The sequence below is a fragment of the Pontibacter mangrovi genome (genome assembly GCF_006385705.1).
Taxonomy (GTDB): domain Bacteria; phylum Bacteroidota; class Bacteroidia; order Cytophagales; family Hymenobacteraceae; genus Pontibacter; species Pontibacter mangrovi.
The window spans coordinates 322,891-340,729 of record NZ_VFRQ01000006.1 but is presented as its reverse complement, the minus strand read 5'-3'; the positions used below and the strand labels follow the sequence as shown (position 1 = coordinate 340,729).

Sequence of the window (17,839 nt, the reverse complement as noted above, 5' to 3'; positions counted from 1 at the left end):
AATCAGAAAAGGCATTCCGCAGCCCTTCGTGAAAAAAAATTCGCGAAGGGCTGCGTCTTTTTAGGAGCGGCTCCGTCATCAGGGTGTAACAAGTATAAAACACAGAGCCATGAAACGATTTCACGTAAACCTAAGCGTAAAGAACCTGCAGGAATCCACCGCTTTTTATACGGCCCTGTTTGGCGCAGCGCCAACCGTGCTGAAGCCTGACTACGCCAAGTGGATGCTGGAAGACCCGCGCATCAATTTTGCCATTTCGCATCGCCCCGAGAGTGTCGGCATAGAGCACCTGGGCATACAGGCCGAGAGCAAGGACGAGTTGAGCGAAGTATACGCCCGCCTGAAGGAAGCCAAAGGCGCCATCCGGGAGGAAGGCAAGTGCACCTGCTGCTACGCCAGGTCAGAAAAGTCATGGATCACCGACCCGCAGGGCGTGGACTGGGAGGCCTTCTATACGTTTGGCGAGTCTACAGTGTATGGGGAGCCAACCACCAAATGCTGCCCCGAAGCCGCCATCTAGTGCAGAACAGAGGATGGAAAACAAATCCGGCGACACGTATACTTTTATACTTGCCGCCGGATTATATTTACTCCAGACATAGAACCATGGAAGCCACAACCCAACACGCTGTGCAGCTAACAGAGATGCTGCCGGAGCACTATCCGCAGATAAAAGAGATTTACGAACTGGGCATCGCCACCCAAAACGCCACCCTGGAGACAAAGGCGCCGGAGTGGGAGGAGTGGGACAGCAAACACATGAAAGGCTGCCGCGTGGTAGCGATGGTGCAAGGAGAGGTGGCCGGCTGGGCCGCACTTACGCCGGTGTCGGGCAGGTGCGTGTACAGTGGCGTGGCCGAGGATAGCGTATACATCCACCCAAGGTATAAAGGCCATGGCATTGGCAGGCTGTTGTTGCAGCGGCTGGTGCAGGAGTCGGAGCGAGCGGGTATCTGGACCTTGCAGGCGCACATACTGAAAGAGAATGAGGCCAGCGTGCGGCTGCATGAGCGGTGCGGCTTCAGGATAGTGGGGCTGCGCGAGCGGCTGGGGCAACTGCACGGCCAGTGGCGCGACACCTGGTTAATGGAAAAACGAAGCAAGATAATAGGCGTGTAACGATGGATAAGTGCTGCAACAATCCCTCGATCGATTTGCCGCAAGATAGCTGTGCTGCCGTGGCGCCGGCTTTTCTGGCGTATGAGGCGCAGCTGCGTGGCTTTGTGCTGAAGCGCGTGCAGGATAGGGAAACGGCCGATGACATCCTGCAGCAGCTCTACCTGAAGCTTTACAAAAACTGTGAGCAGCTGCAGGGCGTGCACAACCTAAAGGCCTGGCTCTTCCAGATCACCCGCAACACCGTGCACGACTTTTTCAGGGAGCGCAGCCGCCGACAACCTTTGGCCGAGGCGGCGGATATTTATGAACCGGAGGAGCTAACGGAGCGAAACCGGCAAGAGGTGGAGGCGCTGGTGGAGCCGCTGATCAATTTACTACCCTCTGCGTATGCCGAGGCCCTGCGCCTGAGCGAGCTGGAGGGCCTGAGCCAGAAAGAGATTGCCGAACGGCTGGGCATTTCCTACTCCGGCGCTAAGTCCAGGGTGCAGCGTGGGCGCGAGAAGCTGAAGGAGCTGTTTCTGGCGTGCTGCCACCTGGAGCTAAGCCATAGCGGGCAGGTGCTGAGCGCTGCCGTGAAAGCCACTTGCACGGCGCTGCAGGAGCCAAAGAGCTGCTGCGGAGAGTAAAGTATAATCCGTCATGGCTTTAACTGTGCCCAACAAGCAAATGACAACCACCCGAAACTTATGTATGGCGGAAGAGCGCGCTTTTGCCTCCTGTAATTTTAGCAAAGCTACACACACGAAGAGGTTGGACTCTATTACTACAGAGGTGAACCCACCCCTGCCCCTCCCAGGAGGGGAATAGTACCTCACCCCAACCCTCTCCTAAGAACAGGAGAGGGAGCTTTTGCTTTACCGGGCCCAACCACTCCTAGCCCCTCCTTAGCTAAGGAGGGGAATTATACTTGTTCCAAAGCAAAGGCAGTGGTTATCGAAAACTAATCCCAGCCTTTGGGTGGGGGTTGGGGCCCTCGACAAGAGCGCCTTGTGAGATCCGGCGCCCGCCAAGGGCATGCTGAGCGGCAGCGAGGCAAGGAGGGAACACAGCGCGATGCCCGAAAGAGTTTACCCCGAAATGAAACTATAGCCTTTGTAAGTCTGAGGATGAACGGCAGCTAGAAAGGATAGCTTGGTTCAGGCTGCGGAAAGCCGTGGCTATGCGAGGCACAAGCGGACGCTTGCGCCAGAAAAGGGTAGGTAGCCGCGGCTAGAGTATAAAGGCACCCCGAAAGCCTTCGGGGCGCCAGAAGTTAATTGCTTCAAAAATCACAACTAAAACTTATACCTTACCTGCACCTTCACATCCGATCTTCTGGGGCCTTCAATCGTTTCCGGGCCGGTGCCAATGCTTTGCTGGTCGCGGTAGTGCGTTAGGCCATACTTTACCCACACATCCAGGTTGCGAAGCGGGCGCAGCTGCACCAAAGTATAAAAGCGCGTACCTCTGCCGCTAAAGGCAGGTATAGAGAAGGCGTAGAGCACGTCGCGCTCGTAGGCGTACTGCCGGGTGTCGTAGCTGTCGGTGTCGAAGAGGGCGTAGCGGGTGCTGAGGCGGATCTTATCAAACGTAAAGTTCACATCCTGGGAGAGGAAATAACCCGTTTGCTGCGGCGACTCCTGGGCATAGGTGCCAAACTGTAGCCGCGTTTTCAGGTTGAGCGTTTTGGTGGGCGATGTTTCGAAGTATAACAGGTAGTTCCGCCGCTCGGCCTGCGCCACGTAATCCATGGGGTTGGTATTGCCGCTCAGGTTGCGGCCTTTGCTCTCGTGGCGCAGCTGCGCATACAGGCTGCTCTGGCGGTTGGGCTTAAAGTATAGCCGCAGCAAATACTCGTTACCATGAGAGGGGGCATCCACCAGGTAGCGCAGCCACGGAAACATGAACCTGTCGTAATACGCCGTGATCTCCCACTTGGGCAATGGCTTTAGTTTAATGCCCGTGTAAAACCCCCGCTCGTTTATGTTGCGACCACCCTCGCCGAAGGCGCTGCCATAGAACGAATGGAAATCGCGGGCATAGTGGCGGTACAGCATCGACAGCTCCACCTCATCTGAAAGGTTGGCAATCAAGCCGTTTATACTTCCCAGTCCGCCGCTTCTGCTCAAGGCCGTTTCCCCGAACAAGTATACATTCTGCCAGGTATAGCTGTAGTTCGTGCCGAGGTTATAGTTGGCTGTGCCGCCAAACTCGAAGCGCTGGTAAGGTGCGCCCGCTTTTTGAATAGGCGAGCTATAGTGCATCCCCATGGCCGTTATGCCAGCTGAGAAAGTCTTGCTTTCGGATTGATACTGGGCGCTGCTGCCGTACACCTGCTCCCGCACCGCACCTTTGTTGGCCAGCTCGTTAGGCGTGCGGTGGAAGCCGGTGGTTTGGATGCCGGTGAAAAACTGCTGTTCCGCGTGCAGTGAATCGAGTTGGGCCTGCAGGTTGGCGTCCACGCGCTTGTTCGAGTAGAAGGCCGTAACGTCTATGTTCCCAAAAGTATACGTTGCCGCGGCCCCGCGCATGAAGGCATACTCCAGCACCGAGCTGTAGGGGCGTATGCCCAGGTTGGGCCGGCTTACGGTGGTAATCGTTTCGCCGCCCTTGCCCACGCTGTACCCCGACGACAGCAACAGCCCCTGCCCGAACTGCAGTTGGTAATCGCCTAAGGCAATTGTTTTGAAGCGGCCCTTGTTGTAGAGCTGCAGGTGTGCCGTGTAAAAATCAAAGCCATAGCGGCGGGTGCCGGGGCTCCAGGCAAGCGCTTCCCCGGCGTCTTTCTCGGCGGTAACGCCCACACTGTAGTCACGGGCATGGCTGATGCGGTAGCGCAAGTATAGTTTTTCGGGCGAGCCCAGGTAGCGGCTGGCGGCGCTGCTGCCGGTGTCGGCGGGGGTATAGCCACGGCGCTGCTGCAGCGTGCGCTCATACCTAAGTATAAGCGCGTTGTTGTCTTCGCCGGCCATGCGCTGCCAGAGCGGCCGCGTGTCGGACTGCAGCCCCGCATCCTGCACCCGCACAAAAGGCAGCAGCCTGTAAATAGTAGGCATGTCGAAGCCGGGTATAGCCTGCAGCTCGTAAATACTGAGCAACTCCCCGTTCTCCTGCAGGTAGTTAAAGTAGGCAGCAATCTGGGAGCGCGAGAGCAGGTACAGCGAGGCCAGCTCTTCGGGGGTGGTGCGGTTGAGGTTGATGGGGCGCTGGTAGTACTGGAAAAGTGTTTCGTACAGGTCTTCGTAGCTAATGTTCTCGTCGTCCTGCTCGGCAAAAAGCTCTTGCACCAGCAGGTCCAGGTCGATGTTCTGGCGCGGGTAGTCCTGTGCCTGCAGCAGCAGCGGCAGCCACAGCAAAAGCAGCGTTCCCAGAAGCAAGCCTCGCACCATAAGCAACGAAGATGACCAAACATCAGTATCAGAATATTCTCATACTTGTTTTGTACTATAAAGTTAAATAAAAGGGGCGCTATGGAGGTTTTCCACATATTCTCAATCATACTTATTATCTCTGCGGCCTTTGCCTACATCAACCAGCAGTACATAAAGCTGCCCGGCGCCATAGGGCTGCTGCTGGCTGGCCTGCTGCTGTCGTTGGTGGTGCAGGCGGTGGGTATGGTAAGGCCGGATGTGGAGGCGGTGGTGGAAGAGCGGCTGACGGCTTTCGACTTCTCGGAGTTTCTGCTCGATTTTATGCTGAGCTTCCTGCTGTTTGCCGGCTCCCTGCACACCGACCTGGAGAAGCTGCGCGAGAGCAAGTGGCCCATTCTCATCTTCGCTACTGTGGGTGTGCTCATTTCCACGGCCGTAACGGGCACGGCTTTCTATTACCTGCTGCAGCTGCTGGGCCAGCCCATCGATTATATTTACTGCCTCTTGTTCGGGGCGCTCATCTCGCCAACCGACCCCATTGCCGTGCTTGGCATCCTGAAAAGGGCTAACCTGCCAAAATCGCTGGAGGTAAGCATAACCGGTGAGTCGCTGTTTAACGACGGCGTGGGCGTGGTGGTGTTTATTTCCATCTTCGAGATTGCGCAGCGGGGCATAGGCAACCTGGAGAGCTCGTTTATCGCGGAGCTCTTTATTAAGGAAGTGGGCGGCGGCCTGGGGCTGGGACTGCTCATCGGTTACATTGCCTTCCATTTTATGCGCCGCATAGACCATTACCAAACCGAGGTGCTGATGTCGCTGGCTGTGGCAATGGGCGGCTACAGCATTGCCCAGTATTTCCATTTTTCGGGCCCGCTGGCCATGGTGGTGGCCGGACTACTGATAGGCAACCAAGGCACCAAACTGGCCATGAGCCAGCAAACCGCCGATTACCTGACCAAGTTCTGGGAGATGGTGGATGAGGTGATGAACGCCGTGCTGTTCGTGCTGATCGGCCTGGAGCTGATGGTAGTGGAGTTTAAGTGGGAGTATGCGGCCATTGGGCTGATAACGACGGGCATTGTGCTGATGGTGCGGTATGTGGCGCTGGCCGTTCCGAGCTATACCTTAGGCCTGCACCGCACGTTTGCGCCCGGCGCCCTCTCCATCATGACGTGGGGCGGCCTGCGCGGGGGCATCTCCATTGCGCTGGCCCTGTCCCTTTCCTCTGATATGTACCGCGATGAGATCGTGGCGATAACCTATACCGTGGTGCTGCTGTCGCTGGTGGTGCAGGGACTTAGCATCGAGACCTTTATTAAGCGGGTAGGAGAGCGGGTAAAAGTATGATGATCAGGGAAATGTAACCGGCGTGCGGCTTTGCAAAGTATAGGCCAGGGACAAATGGTGGCTGCTGCCGATAGGGGCTGTGGAGCCATAGGCATAGTCTACCTGCAGCTGCCGCGCCCTGAAGCCGGCCCCAACGCTCAGGCTGCCGGAAAGTGCGCTGAAGCCCGAGCGAAGTATAAATTTCCGCTGCAGCAGCGCATACTCTGCCCCAGCCTTAAAATCGGCGTCATAGTCGATGCTTTTCTCTGTTTCGGCGGCTATAAGCAACCGGGAGGTGGGGCGATAGGAGAGGCCGGCTTTCATCACGGTGGGCAAGCGCTCATCCTCCAAAGAGGCCAGCCTGGCTTGGTTTAGGTTATAGGCAAAGGCCCCAAAGTATAAATCGGGCAACACCTCGCCCTGCACCCCCACCGACAGCGCCACCGCTTTCCGGCTGCCGTATTCCTGTACGCTTACCTGCCACACGTCCGCCTTTGCGCCCAGGCTAAAGTTGCCAAGCTTGTGCGCCACCCCCAACCCCGCGTGCTGCTGGCTAAACAAGGCATCGCCAAACCTGCTCATGCTTAAGCCGTAGGTGCCATACTTCTGCGTGGGATAAATAGCCTGCAGCGCCACCGTGGTAAATGCCCGCTCGCCATACCTGGTGCTGGCCTGCACCCCAAAAGATGGTTGCTCCAGAGCTGCTATGCCGGCTGTGTTGTTGCTCAGCGCCCATACATCATGCAAGGTGGCAGTAGCATACGCCATGCCGGCCGCCCGCGCCCCGAAATTGCACAGTTCCTGCGCTTGTGCCGGTAGCCGCCAAGCTAAAAGTAAGGTTAAAAGTACAAGTATAAAATTGTGCTTCATGTGCTTAGGTTTGCCGCAGATGCATGTATAGAATACCGGTAAAGCTTACTATTTGTAGGTTTAAATATTGAATTATAGCTTTTTAGAATAGGTATTTCCCTTTACGAAAGGGGGCTGTAAACGATATAGGAAGTATAGTAATATCTGCTTTTTTTATACTTTTTTATTTGGCTAAAGATTTTGGTGTGTTAACATCTGTTTTTATGGTGTTTGTATCAAATACTATCCTATTTGGATTTTATATAGTGGGTACAGCAATTTGAAGCACGTACAACTTAGCTACAATACATTGTTTTATAGTTAATTACGTGCTTATGAAAAAGCTTCTACTACTGAGCTTGATACTGGCGCTGCTATTGCCACTCTCAGGCTACTCGCAAGGAGCCAGGACAGTATCAGGTACGGTTACCGACCAGGAAAGCGGGCAGCCGCTGCCTGGGGTGGCCGTAATTGTACAAGGCACTACGGTAGGTACTACCACCGGTGTCAACGGAGAGTACACCCTAAACGTGCCTGCCAACGCCAACACGTTAGTCTTTCGTTTTTTGGGCTATGCTGATGTAACACGGGAGGTTGGCAACGCCACCACCATAGACGTAGCCATGGGCCTGGACACCGAGCAACTGCAGGAGGTGGTGGTAACGGCGCTGGGCCGTGAGGAGGAAGAAAGAACCCTTGGTTATGCCACCCAGCAAGTCGGTTCGGAGTCGCTGACGCAGGGGCGCGACCGTAGCGTGGTAAACGCGCTGCAAGGCAAGGTGGCCGGCGTCAACATCCAAAGCCAGGGCGGTGGCCCGGGCTCCTCTACCCGGGTGGTTATCCGGGGGGCAAAGTCTATCTCCCAAAGCAACCAGGCCCTGTTTGTGATTGACGGCATCCCGGTAGACAACAGCAGCAGCGGGACGGGCGATAACCTGAACAATGGCGTGGACGTGGGTAACCGCGCCAACGACATCAATCCCGATGACATCGAGTCCATCAACATTCTGAAAGGCCCGGCCGCCGCCGCGTTGTACGGAGCCCGCGCTGCCAACGGCGTCATCATGATCACGACCAAATCAGGGCGGGGAGCAACCAAAAAAGCGGAGATCACTTTTCTCACGTCTTATACTATCGAGGATATCCTGCGCTACCCAGAACTGCAGAACCGCTACGGGCAGGGCTTTTTTGGGGAGCCGGACCTGTTGGAGAACACTAGTTGGGGACCCATTTTTACAGGTGAGCTTCGGCCCTGGGGGCAGATTGTGGATAACCAGCAGCGCGTGAAACCATACGAAGCGCTGGAGGACAATATCAAGCAGTTTTTTGAGTACGGCCACAACTGGACCAACACCGTGTCGTTGTCGGGGGCGGCGGAGAACGCCACGTACTATGCCTCCTACTCCAACACGCAGCAGGAGGGGGTGGTGCCATCCACAGAGTATAACCGCCACTCGCTCGCCCTGAAGGGTACTACCAAGCTGCTGAACCTGTTCAACTCTACGGCCTCTATCACCTACACCAAATCCGGGGGCGACTTTGCCATGACCGGCCAGGGCAACTCGGTGTTTAACCAGCTGATCCAGACGCCGCGCGACATTCCGGTGCTGGAGCTGAAAGACCTGGATAGTCCCTTTAACGACGAGGCGGGCTTTTACTCGCCTTATACTATAAACCCGTACTGGGCCATCCGCAACCAGACGTATGAAAATGACGTGGACCGCCTGTTTGGTAACATCACCCTGGGCTATGACATCATGGAGGGCTTGAATGTTACCTATCGCCTCGGCACCGACTTTTACACCGACCGCCGCAAGCAGTTTATGGCCATCCGGGATGTGGAGGGGCAGAACGCTTCCAACAACGACAACGGCATGTACTCTGAGCGGCAGATCTACTACCGGGAGATAAACTCAGACCTGATCGTGAGCTATAATAAGGCGCTGTCGGAGAACCTGATGCTGGACCTGCTGGTGGGGCAAAACATTAACCAGCGGGAGAACGATGACCTGACAGCTACCGCAGACGCGCTGGCAAACAATGAGTTCAGGTCGCTGAGCAACATTATCGGAACGCCGCTCACCAATAGTTTCAGAGACAAGCGGCGGCTGGTGGGTGTTTACGGTTCTGCCAAAGTGGGCTACCGGGATTTTGTTTGGCTGGAGCTGACAGGCCGCAACGACTGGTCTTCTACGCTGCCGATAGACGACAACAGTTTCTTCTATCCTTCCGTGAACCTGGCGTTTGACGCGGCAGAGGCCTTTGGGCTGGCTGAGAACACGCCGATAAACTTTGCCAAGATCAGGGCAAACTATGCCAACGTGGGCAACGATGCGCTGCCCTACAGTACCCGCTCTGTCTTTGTGTCCGGCAACATCAGCGACGGCTTTGCGGGCACCGACCTGAACTTCCCGTTTGCAGGCATGCCGGGCTTTGAGGTGAGCAACGTGATCGGAAACGCAAGTCTGCAGCCAGAGAACACCAGTTCCTGGGAGGTGGGGGCGGATTTGCGCTTCTTCACTGAGCGCCTGCGCCTGGACGCGGCTTACTATAACTCTAAGTCTACTGACCAGATCATCAACGTGCCGCTGTCCTATGCCACCGGCTTTGGCTCCGCTTTCCTGAACGCGGCTACTATCCGGAACGAGGGCGTGGAGCTTTTAGTGGGCGGCATACCGATCGAGATCGGCGACTTTAGCTGGGACATCAGCGTGAACTATACGAAGAACAAAAATACTGTAGAGGATGTGGCCGGTGATAATGAGATCTCCTTGGGCGGCTTGGGCTCCGCTGCGTTGGTCATCTCCGAGGGTAAGCCCTACGGTACCTTTCTGGCCGAGGACTACCTGCGCGACCCGGAGGGCCGCATTGTGGTGAACGCCTCCACCGGCCAGCCGCGCCTTTCTACGGAGCAAACCTACCAGGGCAGCATTCAACCCGACTGGAGCGGCGGACTGGTGAACACCTTCCGCTACAAAGGGCTGCGCATGGCAGTGGTGTTCGACACACGGCAGGGCGGCAAAATGTACTCCCGCACACGCGGTACGCAGCGCTTCGCCGGCACTGCCCCGGAAACCATCTTCAACGACCGGCAGCCGTTCATCATACCGAACTCCGTGGTGCAGGTAGGCACCAGCGACGAGTATGTGGAGAATACCACGCCGCTCACCAACGCCAACCTCTACGACTACTGGGGCAACCTGCCCGAGGGCACTAACATTATCGATGCCTCCTTTACCAAGCTGCGCGAGGTGAGCCTGTCTTACAGGTTGCCGGAGGCCGTCACCGAGAAAACCTTCTTTGGCACAATTGAGGTGGGGCTATCGGGCCGTAACCTGGTGCTCTGGACGCCGGACGAGAACACATACATAGACCCGGAAATGAACAGCTTTGGCAATGGCAACCTGCAGGGCTATGAGTTCAGCAGTACCCCCAGTACCCGCTCCTGGGGAGCCAATATCAGAGTAACTTTCTAAACCTGAAGCCAAGAAGAATATGAAAAAGCTATATATAAAAGCCATCGCCATACTTGTTGCCTGCTCGCTGGGTTTTGCAGCCTGTGATGACTACCTCGACATAAACGTGGATCCCAACAACCCGCCCACCTCAACGCCGGCCCTGACGCTGCCGGCCGGCCAGGGCGAGCTGGCGTATGTGCTGGGCAACCAGTTCCAGTTTCTGGGTAACTTTTTTGCGCAGCACTGGACCCAGGCAGGGGCCGCCAACCAGTATTGCGACCTGGAACTCTACCAGATTACCTCTTCCGATTACGATGCCCGGGTGTGGGGCGAGCTGTACGCCGGGGCCCTGGAAGACTTTAAGTTCGTGGCCGACCAGGCCGAAGAAGACGGGAACCCCAACGCGCAGGCTGTCGGGAAGATCATGCAGGTGTATACGATGCAGGTGATTACGGATGCCTGGGGCGACGTGCCTTATACTTCCGCGCTGTCGGGCTTGGAGAACCAGAATCCGGAATATCAGCCCCAGCAGGAAATTTACGATAGGCTGGTTATGCAACTGGATTCTGCCCTGATGCTGATAGACGAAGGCACCGACTCGGGGCTTGGAGGGGCGGACCTAGTATACGGTGGAGACATGGGCTTGTGGCGCAGGTTTGCCAACACACTGAAGCTGAAAGTATACTTGCGCCAGGCGTATGTACGGCCGGATGTGGCCCAAAGCGGTATCCAGGCAATGTATGCCGACGGTGCCGAGTTTCTGCAGATGGGACAGACCGCCGACGTGGAGTTTGCCGACCAGACCCAAAACCGGAATCCCTTTTACCAGACCCAGGTGGTGTTTAGAGGAGGCGTGGACGTGGTAGCCAGCAACACTTCCATCAGCTATTTGCAGCAGACCGGCGACCCCCGCATCAATGCCCTGTATAACCCTGCCGAGACCGGCCCTGATGCCGGCAGCTTTGTGGGCGTGGAGCAAGGCGTGGAATGTACCCCCGAACGATCAGGTAACCAGTCCAATACTGTATCCAAACCGGGCCCGGCGGTAGCCAGCCCTACTACGGCAGTGCCCTTTATAACAGCGGCGGAGAGTTACTTTTTGCAAGCCGAGGCTGTGGCCAGAGGCTGGACTGGCGGCGCGGGCGGCAATGCCGGCGAGCTCTATGCCCAAGGTATCAGGGCGTCTTTCGATTACCTGGGCCTGGCGCCGGAACAGGCTGAAGCCTTGCTGCAGCAGGAAGGGGTAGCCTATACTACCAGCGGTGATGTGGAGGCGCAGGTAGAGCAGATCCTTACGCAGAAATGGGTGTCATTTAACGGGGTGCAGGGCTTTGAGTCCTGGACGGAGTACCGAAGAACCGGCTATCCAAGCTTTATCCAGCCTTCCGCCGCCTCCACGCTGGGCACGGACCTGATACCGAAGCGCCTGGTATACCCGAACACAGAGGCGATCCGGAACCAGAACTACCCGGGCCTGGTGGAGATCAGCGAGCCGGTTTGGTGGGACAAAAAGGACTGATGTAGAACCTTAATAAGAGGAAAAGATGAACCTGAAGTATAAAACGCTTATCACAGCCCTGCTGTCGGCAGCTGCGCTTGTTTTGTTTAGCTGCGAGAAAGACGATGATACGGGAAGCGTGTCGTTTGTAACCGCTTACCCCGAGTTTGAGATGGCCGGAGACAGGTATGTGTCCGTGGTGCAGGGCGAAACCTTTACGGACCCTGGCGTAGTGGCCAGGGAAGGCGGCGAGGAGATTGAAGTGACAGTGTCGGGAGAGGTGGACACCAGCACCCCCGGCGTGTATGACATCACCTACAGCGCCGTGAACTCGGATAACTTCTCCGGCTCCACTACCCGTACGGTGGCAGTGCTGGCGGCGCCTGAGCAGGCGGGAGTGGATATATCGGGCGCCTACGTGCGGAGCGGCGTAACGGCAAATGTCACCAAACTGGCGCCGGGCTTCTACCTGATGTCCAACGTATGGGGGCCAAACCTGATTCCCGGCTACCTGGTTACCGCCAACGGCACCGACATCACCATCGCAGAGGCAGCGCTCAGCGGCTTTGGCCCCGTGAGCGGCTCGGGCACCTTGGACGACGGCACGCTCGTGCTGCTGGTAACGCTCTCCAACTATGGCATTGTAGACAGCCGCCGGGAGTGGGAAGCGCAATAGGAAAACATATAACTTTAAAATTAGAAGCACATGAAACTAACATATACACTCCTGCTGGTCTTGTTTCTGGCGCTGGGCTTTTTACCTGCCTGCGACGATGACGATGATGTAGAATACACGGCTACCTACCCGGTTTCGGGCGACTGGACAGTAACGTATAGTGTAGAGACGGCGCCGGGGCAGTTTGAGCCTCTTGTAGAAGACACCGAGCTGTTGATTTACAATACCGCCGCTAACGTGCCGACTGAGGTGTGGGTGGATGACCAGGAGAACTTCTGGACGTTTATCATACGCACTGACGTGAACATGAGCAACCTAACCTTTAGCGCCCAGAATGCCGTGAGCACCGCCCAGGTTGAGAACGCAGATGGCGAGTTAGAGCCTTACGACATTGAAGTGAACATTACAGATGGGCAGGTATTTGAAGATGCAGTGACCGTAAACGGGGTGCAGCGGGATAGCATCTACTTCAAAGTGTCCTTTGAAGACGACGACCCTGCCTTTGGCACCGTTTACCATGTGTACGGCCACCGCAGCACAGGTTTTGAGTAAGGCAAAAGCTGTTTTATAGTATCCCCAAAAAAGAAGGGCCTCCTTTGCTGAGGCCCTTCTTTTGGAATGTGTCTAGGTATCTTACTGCACGCTCAGTTCATCCACCAGCAGCCAGGTCTTTTGGCCACCTACAGGGTACTTGTCTGGCGCAATGCCCATGTTGCGGGCCGTGATTTTTACATAGCGTGCCTTCGTGGACGGGAATTCCGCTGAAACCACTTTGCGAAGTATGTTTTCTTCTTTGTTCGGGTTGTTGATGACTTTCACGGTGGTAAAGTGCTGCCCGTCCTCCGATACGGCATACTCAACCTGCGTTGGCAGGAAAACCTTATAGCCGATGTGCTGGAAGTAGGAGCTGCTGATCTGGTGCACAGGCTGTACCTGCCCCAGGTCAATCACCGCCTCCAGGTCATCGCTCAGGTAGCCAAGCCATTGCCCATCGTATTGGTCGGTGGTGCCGTGCAGGCCGTTTACCAGGGTGCCTGCGCCCGGCGAGAAGCTTTTGCTTGGCTCGGTTGCCAGTTTCACCGGCTTGTTCAGGGCTTTATGCGCATCAAAAACCTTCGTGGTGGCCTGGCCTACAAGCTTTCCGTCAGCAAAAGAACTGGCCTTTATCACGGCAGCTTTCTCTACCTTAAACGGGCCTTTATACTTGTGTGCATTGGCAGTTGGCTCCGTTCCGTCCAGAGTATAGTAGATGTCGGTGCCGGCTGCATCTGAGGTAAAGGTAACGGTGGCAACATTGCTTTCAGGATCTGCTTCTAGCTGCTGGCGCACCTGGTAAGCGCTTTTCGAATAGTTGATGCCCATGGCGTCGTAGCGCTTGTACTGCTGCTGCATGCGCTGCTTAAAGCTGTTCCAGTCTTTCTGGTTTACCGGCGTCCACAGCACTTCCGACAGCGCGGCAATACGCGGGAAGGCCATGTACTCCAGATGGTCGGGAGAGAGGATATACTCTGTCCAGAGGTTAGCCTGGGCACCCATGATGTACTTCTGCTCCTCCCTGGAAAGCTCGGCAGGTGTTGGGTTGTAGGAGTATACTTCAGACAGGGGCGTGAAGCCGTGGATCGTGACAGGCTCCAGGTTACGGTCGCCCTGGTAGTGGTCGAAGTATACGTAGTTGCCCGGCGTCATGATGACCTTGTGCTTTTGCTTGGCAGCCTCAATGCCGCCTTTCTCGCCGCGCCAGCTCATCACGGTAGCGTTGGGTGCCAGTCCGCCTTCCAGAATTTCATCCCAGCCAATGATCTGGCGGCCGTGGGCGTTCAGAAATTTTTCCATGCGCTGCACAAAGTAGCTCTGCAGCTCGTGCTCGTCCTTCAGCCCCTCCTCGGCGATGCGCTTCTGGCACTTCGGGCACGCCTTCCAGCGGGTTTTCGGGGCCTCGTCGCCGCCGATGTGGATGTATTCGCTCGGGAACAGGTCCATCACCTCGGTGAGCACGTCCTCCAGAAAAGTGAACGTCTGCTCGTTGCCGGCGCAGAAGATGTCTTTAAACACGCCCCATTTGCCTTCCACTTTAAACGGCCCTTCCGTGCAGGCCAGCTCCGGATAGGTGGCCAGGGCAGCCAGCGCGTGGCCCGGCATCTCAATTTCGGGCACCACCGTGATGTAGCGCTCCTGCGCATACTTCACCACGTCCTTTATCTGCTCCTGGGTGTAAAAGCCACCGTGGCGTTCGTTGTCGTAGGTCTGCGGCAAATCCCAGTAATGGCCGATGAGGGTGCTGTCGCGCCAGGCGCCTACCTGGGTCAGTTTGGGGTGCTTTTTGATCTCGATGCGCCAGCCCTGGTCGTCGGTCAGGTGCCAGTGGAAGGTGTTCATCTTGTGCATGGCCAGGTAGTCGATATACTCCTTCACGAACTCCACCGGCATAAAGTGGCGTGTCACGTCCAGGTGCATGCCGCGCCACTCGTAGCGGGGCTTATCGGCAATGCTGACAGCAGGGATGGCGACCGGCGCTTTGATAGGCTGCGGCGGCAACAGCTGCTTTATCGTTTGCAAGCCCAGGAAAAGCCCGTTTGGCTGGTTTGCCGCAAGTATGATGCGCTCCGGCGTAACCTCCAGGGTATAGCCTTCTTTGCCCAGTGTGTCGGGGGAGGAGGTTAGGGCGAGCTCAATGATGTTCTTGGCCTTCTTCTTAGGGCTTTTCTGCACAACCTGCGGCTGCACGCCGGTAGCCGATTTTATACTTTGCGCCAATTTATCCCCTATGTTTTTCAGCTCCCCGTTTTTAGCCGGCACATGTATTCTGGTGTCAGCGTTGAGCGTAAAGTTGCCCTTTTCGGGCGAGAGGTGCTGCGGCTTCGGGATGATGGAGAAGGCCGTTTCATCCTGGCCATACGTGCAGCCGGCGCTTAGCAGCATAGCCAAGGTTAGCAGCAGCGGGAAAGTCTTTTTCAGGTTCATGTGTGCGTAAGAAGTGTTTAAACATCAAGAATAAGCAATGTTCGGGAGAAATACCAGCGGTTTCGGAGCGTTGAGGGTAGAAGAGGCCATACTTAGCGAGTTAGGATTGTAAATCAGCGGGCATCACTGCCAGAAGTATAAAACAAAACCGGCGCTGAGTACCCTCAGCGCCGGTGCTATATTTTAAAAAAAGCGGACCTTTAGTCTTTCACCTGAAGTTTTACCTTCACGTCGCCTTTTTCTTTCGTGATCTTGAATTCGTCTTTGCCTTTCTGCAAGTTCTGCTTGGCTTCCTCCAGCACGGCGTTCAGCAGCTCGGCCTGCGGCGTTTCTGCTTCTGCCTTGGCTGCGTCGCCAGCACCTGGGCTGTCAGTGTCAACAATGGTCATCTCGTTGATCAGGTTGGTAGCGCCTGCATACTTGTCGATCAGGAACAGCAGGTAGCGCGAATCCATGTTGATGCAGCGCTTGTAGTCCGGGTCAAACACCAGGTCGCCGGTCATGGCTTCCCAGTTGCCGTCGAAGGCCAGGCCGATTAGCTCGCCCTTACCGTTGATCACCGGAGAACCGGAGTTACCGCCTGTGATGTCGTTGTTGGTGATGAAGTCCGTTACCAGCTCGCCTTTGGAGTTGGCGTAGCGGCCGTAGTCCTTAGCCTCATAGAGTTGTTTTAGTTTGGCAGGCACCACAAATTCCTCGTTGTTCGGGTCTTCCTTGGCCATCACGCCGTCCAGGGTAGTGTAGTAGTTATACATCACGCCATCCTGTGGGCTGTAGTCCTGCACAGAGCCGTAGCTCAGGCGGATCGTAGAGTTCGCATCCGGGTAGTATACTTTGTCCGGGTTCATCAGGCGCAGGCCGGCTACATACAGGCGGTTGGCTTTGGCCAGCTTGGCCTCGCTCTCCTGCAGTTTAGGAGAGATGTTGCTTCTGTAGTTGTCGATGATGGCGTTCACGATCTGGAAAGCAGGGTCATTGTCAAGCACTTTCTGGGTCGGGTTGCTCAGGAAGTTGTTCAGTTTCTGGGCATCTACCACAATGGAGTTGCTGTAGACGTAGTCGGCCAGTTTCTCAAAGTTGCCTTTATACTTCTTCACCAGGTCCTTAAAGTAAGCTGGCTGCTGGTCTTTGGCGATATCCTCGTAGTAAGACTGCATCAGTGTGGCAAACACTTTCTGGTCAACTGGCTTGTAGTAGTCTTTGAAGAAGGCATCTACACGCGGTTTCACGTCTTCAGCGGCTTTCTTGGCAGCGGCTGCGTTGCCAGACTTCAGGGCGCCATACACAGGCGTCAGGCGGTAAGCCATCAGCATAGACTCCGTGCCCAGCACGGCCTCGTTCAGGTAAACTGCGCCCAGGTTATACTTCTCAATAGTAGTATAGGCATCGGAGATGTCATTCAAAACGTTGCCGTAAGTGCTCTTCAGCTCAGGCGAAGAGTTGGCCCAGGCCTGGAACTTATCTTCGTCCACCAGCTTGCCTTCGATGGTGCGCATGCGCTTGATACCTTCGTTCTGGCCGATAGAGTATTTATAGTAGTTAGACGTAGAGGCATACTTGGACGCATACTTGATGCGGGTGGCATCGTCCTTGTCCATCTCTTCTTTCCAAAGGCCCAGTTTTTTCTCACGCAGTTTAATGCGCGACTTGTTGAGCTGGTTTACCTCCAGTTTCAGGCCATGCGAGGTCATGAAGCGCTTGGTACGGCCCGGGAAGCCGAATACCATCGAGAAGTCGCCTGGCTCTTTATCGCCGATGTTGATAGGCAGGTGGTGCTTTGGCTTGTAAGGCACGTTCTCTTTGCTGTACTCGGCCGCAGATCCGTCCGGAGCAGTATACACGCGGAACATAGAGAAGTCGCCGGTGTGGCGTGGCCACATCCAGTTGTCGGTGTCGCCACCAAACTTACCGATAGAGGAAGGCGGGGCGCCTACCAGGCGCACATCGGTGTAGCGGTTGTACACGAAGAGGTAGAACTCGTTGCCGTTGAAGAAATCGCGCACATAGGTGACATACTTGCCGTTTTCGGAGGCCTCTTGGGCGATGGCCTGGGCGCGCTGCGCAATCAGCTGCTGGCGCTGCTCTTCCGGTGTGTTGTTGTCAATGCCTTCCAGCACTTTGCCGGTCACATCGTCCATGTGGTGCAGGATGTCCACAAACAGGCCTTCGTTCGGAAGCTCCTGGTCTTTAGAAGTGGCCCAGAAACCATCGGTCAGGTAGTCGTGCTCGGTGGTGGAGTGCGACTGGATAGAGCCATAGCCGCAGTGGTGGTTGGTGAGCAGCAGGCCCTCGGGCGAAACGAACTCGCCGGTACAGAAGCCGCCAAACTGCACGATGGCGTCTTTCAGGCTGGAGTTGTTCACAGAGTAAATCTCCTCAGCTGTCAGCTGGAGCCCCTGCTTCTGCATATCGGTGTAGTTCAGACGCTTGATGAGCATCGGAAGCCACATACCTTCGTCTGCCTTTGCGGCGAAGGGCACGCTCAGGGAGACTAAAAGTAGTAGGGAAAGGATTCTTTTTAGCATGAGAAATTGTTTGATTAGTTAAACAGTGGCAAATTTAACAAAATGTGCCACCTTTTGCCTATTTGTTACAAAAACCA

General features: G+C 55.8%; 12 protein-coding genes. 8 read left to right on the top strand and 4 right to left on the bottom strand.

Annotation, left to right across the window (positions count from 1 at the left end; all coding sequences use genetic code 11):
- The first annotated feature begins 109 nt into the window (after positions 1 to 109).
- The 3 genes from FJM65_RS13350 to sigZ all read left to right on the top strand — a co-directional run bounded on the left by FJM65_RS13350 (position 110) and on the right by sigZ (position 1,745).
- The gene (locus FJM65_RS13350; protein ID WP_140622028.1) at positions 110 to 520 is read left to right on the top strand and encodes an ArsI/CadI family heavy metal resistance metalloenzyme; all 411 of its coding nucleotides are present in this window, start codon (positions 110 to 112) and stop codon (positions 518 to 520) included.
- Positions 521 to 606: 86 nt separating this feature from the next.
- Positions 607 to 1,119, top strand: a complete 513-nt coding sequence (locus FJM65_RS13345) for a GNAT family N-acetyltransferase (protein WP_140622027.1) — start codon at positions 607 to 609, stop codon at positions 1,117 to 1,119.
- A gap of 2 nt (positions 1,120 to 1,121) precedes the next feature.
- On the top strand, positions 1,122 to 1,745 hold the full coding sequence (gene sigZ / locus FJM65_RS13340; RefSeq protein WP_140622026.1) for an RNA polymerase sigma factor SigZ: 624 nt from the start codon (positions 1,122 to 1,124) through the stop codon (positions 1,743 to 1,745).
- Between the two features lie 648 nt (positions 1,746 to 2,393).
- Here the strand turns inward: sigZ and FJM65_RS13335 are convergent.
- Positions 2,394 to 4,475: a ComEA family DNA-binding protein gene (locus FJM65_RS13335; RefSeq protein WP_394348139.1), complete on the bottom strand. Its 2,082-nt coding sequence runs from the start codon at positions 4,473 to 4,475 to the stop codon at positions 2,394 to 2,396.
- Positions 4,476 to 4,568: 93 nt separating this feature from the next.
- On the opposite strand from FJM65_RS13335, the gene FJM65_RS13330 reads away from it, so the two are divergent.
- Positions 4,569 to 5,816: a cation:proton antiporter gene (locus FJM65_RS13330; protein ID WP_140622024.1), complete on the top strand. Its 1,248-nt coding sequence runs from the start codon at positions 4,569 to 4,571 to the stop codon at positions 5,814 to 5,816.
- Positions 5,817 to 5,819: 3 nt separating this feature from the next.
- Here the strand turns inward: FJM65_RS13330 and FJM65_RS13325 are convergent, their stop codons facing one another.
- Positions 5,820 to 6,665, bottom strand: coding sequence for a PorV/PorQ family protein (locus FJM65_RS13325; RefSeq protein WP_140622023.1), 846 nt, complete (start codon positions 6,663 to 6,665; stop codon positions 5,820 to 5,822).
- Positions 6,666 to 6,979: 314 nt separating this feature from the next.
- On the opposite strand from FJM65_RS13325, the gene FJM65_RS13320 reads away from it, so the two are divergent.
- The 4 genes from FJM65_RS13320 to FJM65_RS13305 are packed head-to-tail and all read left to right on the top strand — an operon-like array spanning position 6,980 to position 12,828.
- Entirely contained in the window at positions 6,980 to 10,120 is a 3,141-nt protein-coding gene (locus FJM65_RS13320; RefSeq protein WP_140622022.1) for a SusC/RagA family TonB-linked outer membrane protein, read from the top strand.
- Between the two features lie 19 nt (positions 10,121 to 10,139).
- Positions 10,140 to 11,621: a SusD/RagB family nutrient-binding outer membrane lipoprotein gene (locus tag FJM65_RS13315; protein ID WP_140622021.1), complete on the top strand. Its 1,482-nt coding sequence runs from the start codon at positions 10,140 to 10,142 to the stop codon at positions 11,619 to 11,621.
- 25 nt (positions 11,622 to 11,646) lie between these two features.
- The gene (locus FJM65_RS13310; protein WP_140622020.1) at positions 11,647 to 12,276 is read left to right on the top strand and encodes a DUF5011 domain-containing protein; all 630 of its coding nucleotides are present in this window, start codon (positions 11,647 to 11,649) and stop codon (positions 12,274 to 12,276) included.
- Between the two features lie 30 nt (positions 12,277 to 12,306).
- The gene (locus FJM65_RS13305) at positions 12,307 to 12,828 is read left to right on the top strand and encodes a lipid-binding protein (RefSeq protein WP_140622019.1); all 522 of its coding nucleotides are present in this window, start codon (positions 12,307 to 12,309) and stop codon (positions 12,826 to 12,828) included.
- Positions 12,829 to 12,909: 81 nt separating this feature from the next.
- Here FJM65_RS13305 and FJM65_RS13300 read toward each other — a convergent pair whose 3' ends face one another.
- Both FJM65_RS13300 and FJM65_RS13295 read right to left on the bottom strand, forming a co-directional pair.
- On the bottom strand, positions 12,910 to 15,237 hold the full coding sequence (locus FJM65_RS13300) for a glycoside hydrolase family 20 protein (RefSeq protein ID WP_140622018.1): 2,328 nt from the start codon (positions 15,235 to 15,237) through the stop codon (positions 12,910 to 12,912).
- Between the two features lie 200 nt (positions 15,238 to 15,437).
- Positions 15,438 to 17,762 (bottom strand): S46 family peptidase, encoded by a 2,325-nt coding sequence (locus FJM65_RS13295; protein ID WP_239022949.1) that lies wholly within the window; start codon positions 17,760 to 17,762, stop codon positions 15,438 to 15,440.
- Between the last annotated feature and the right edge of the window lie 77 nt (positions 17,763 to 17,839).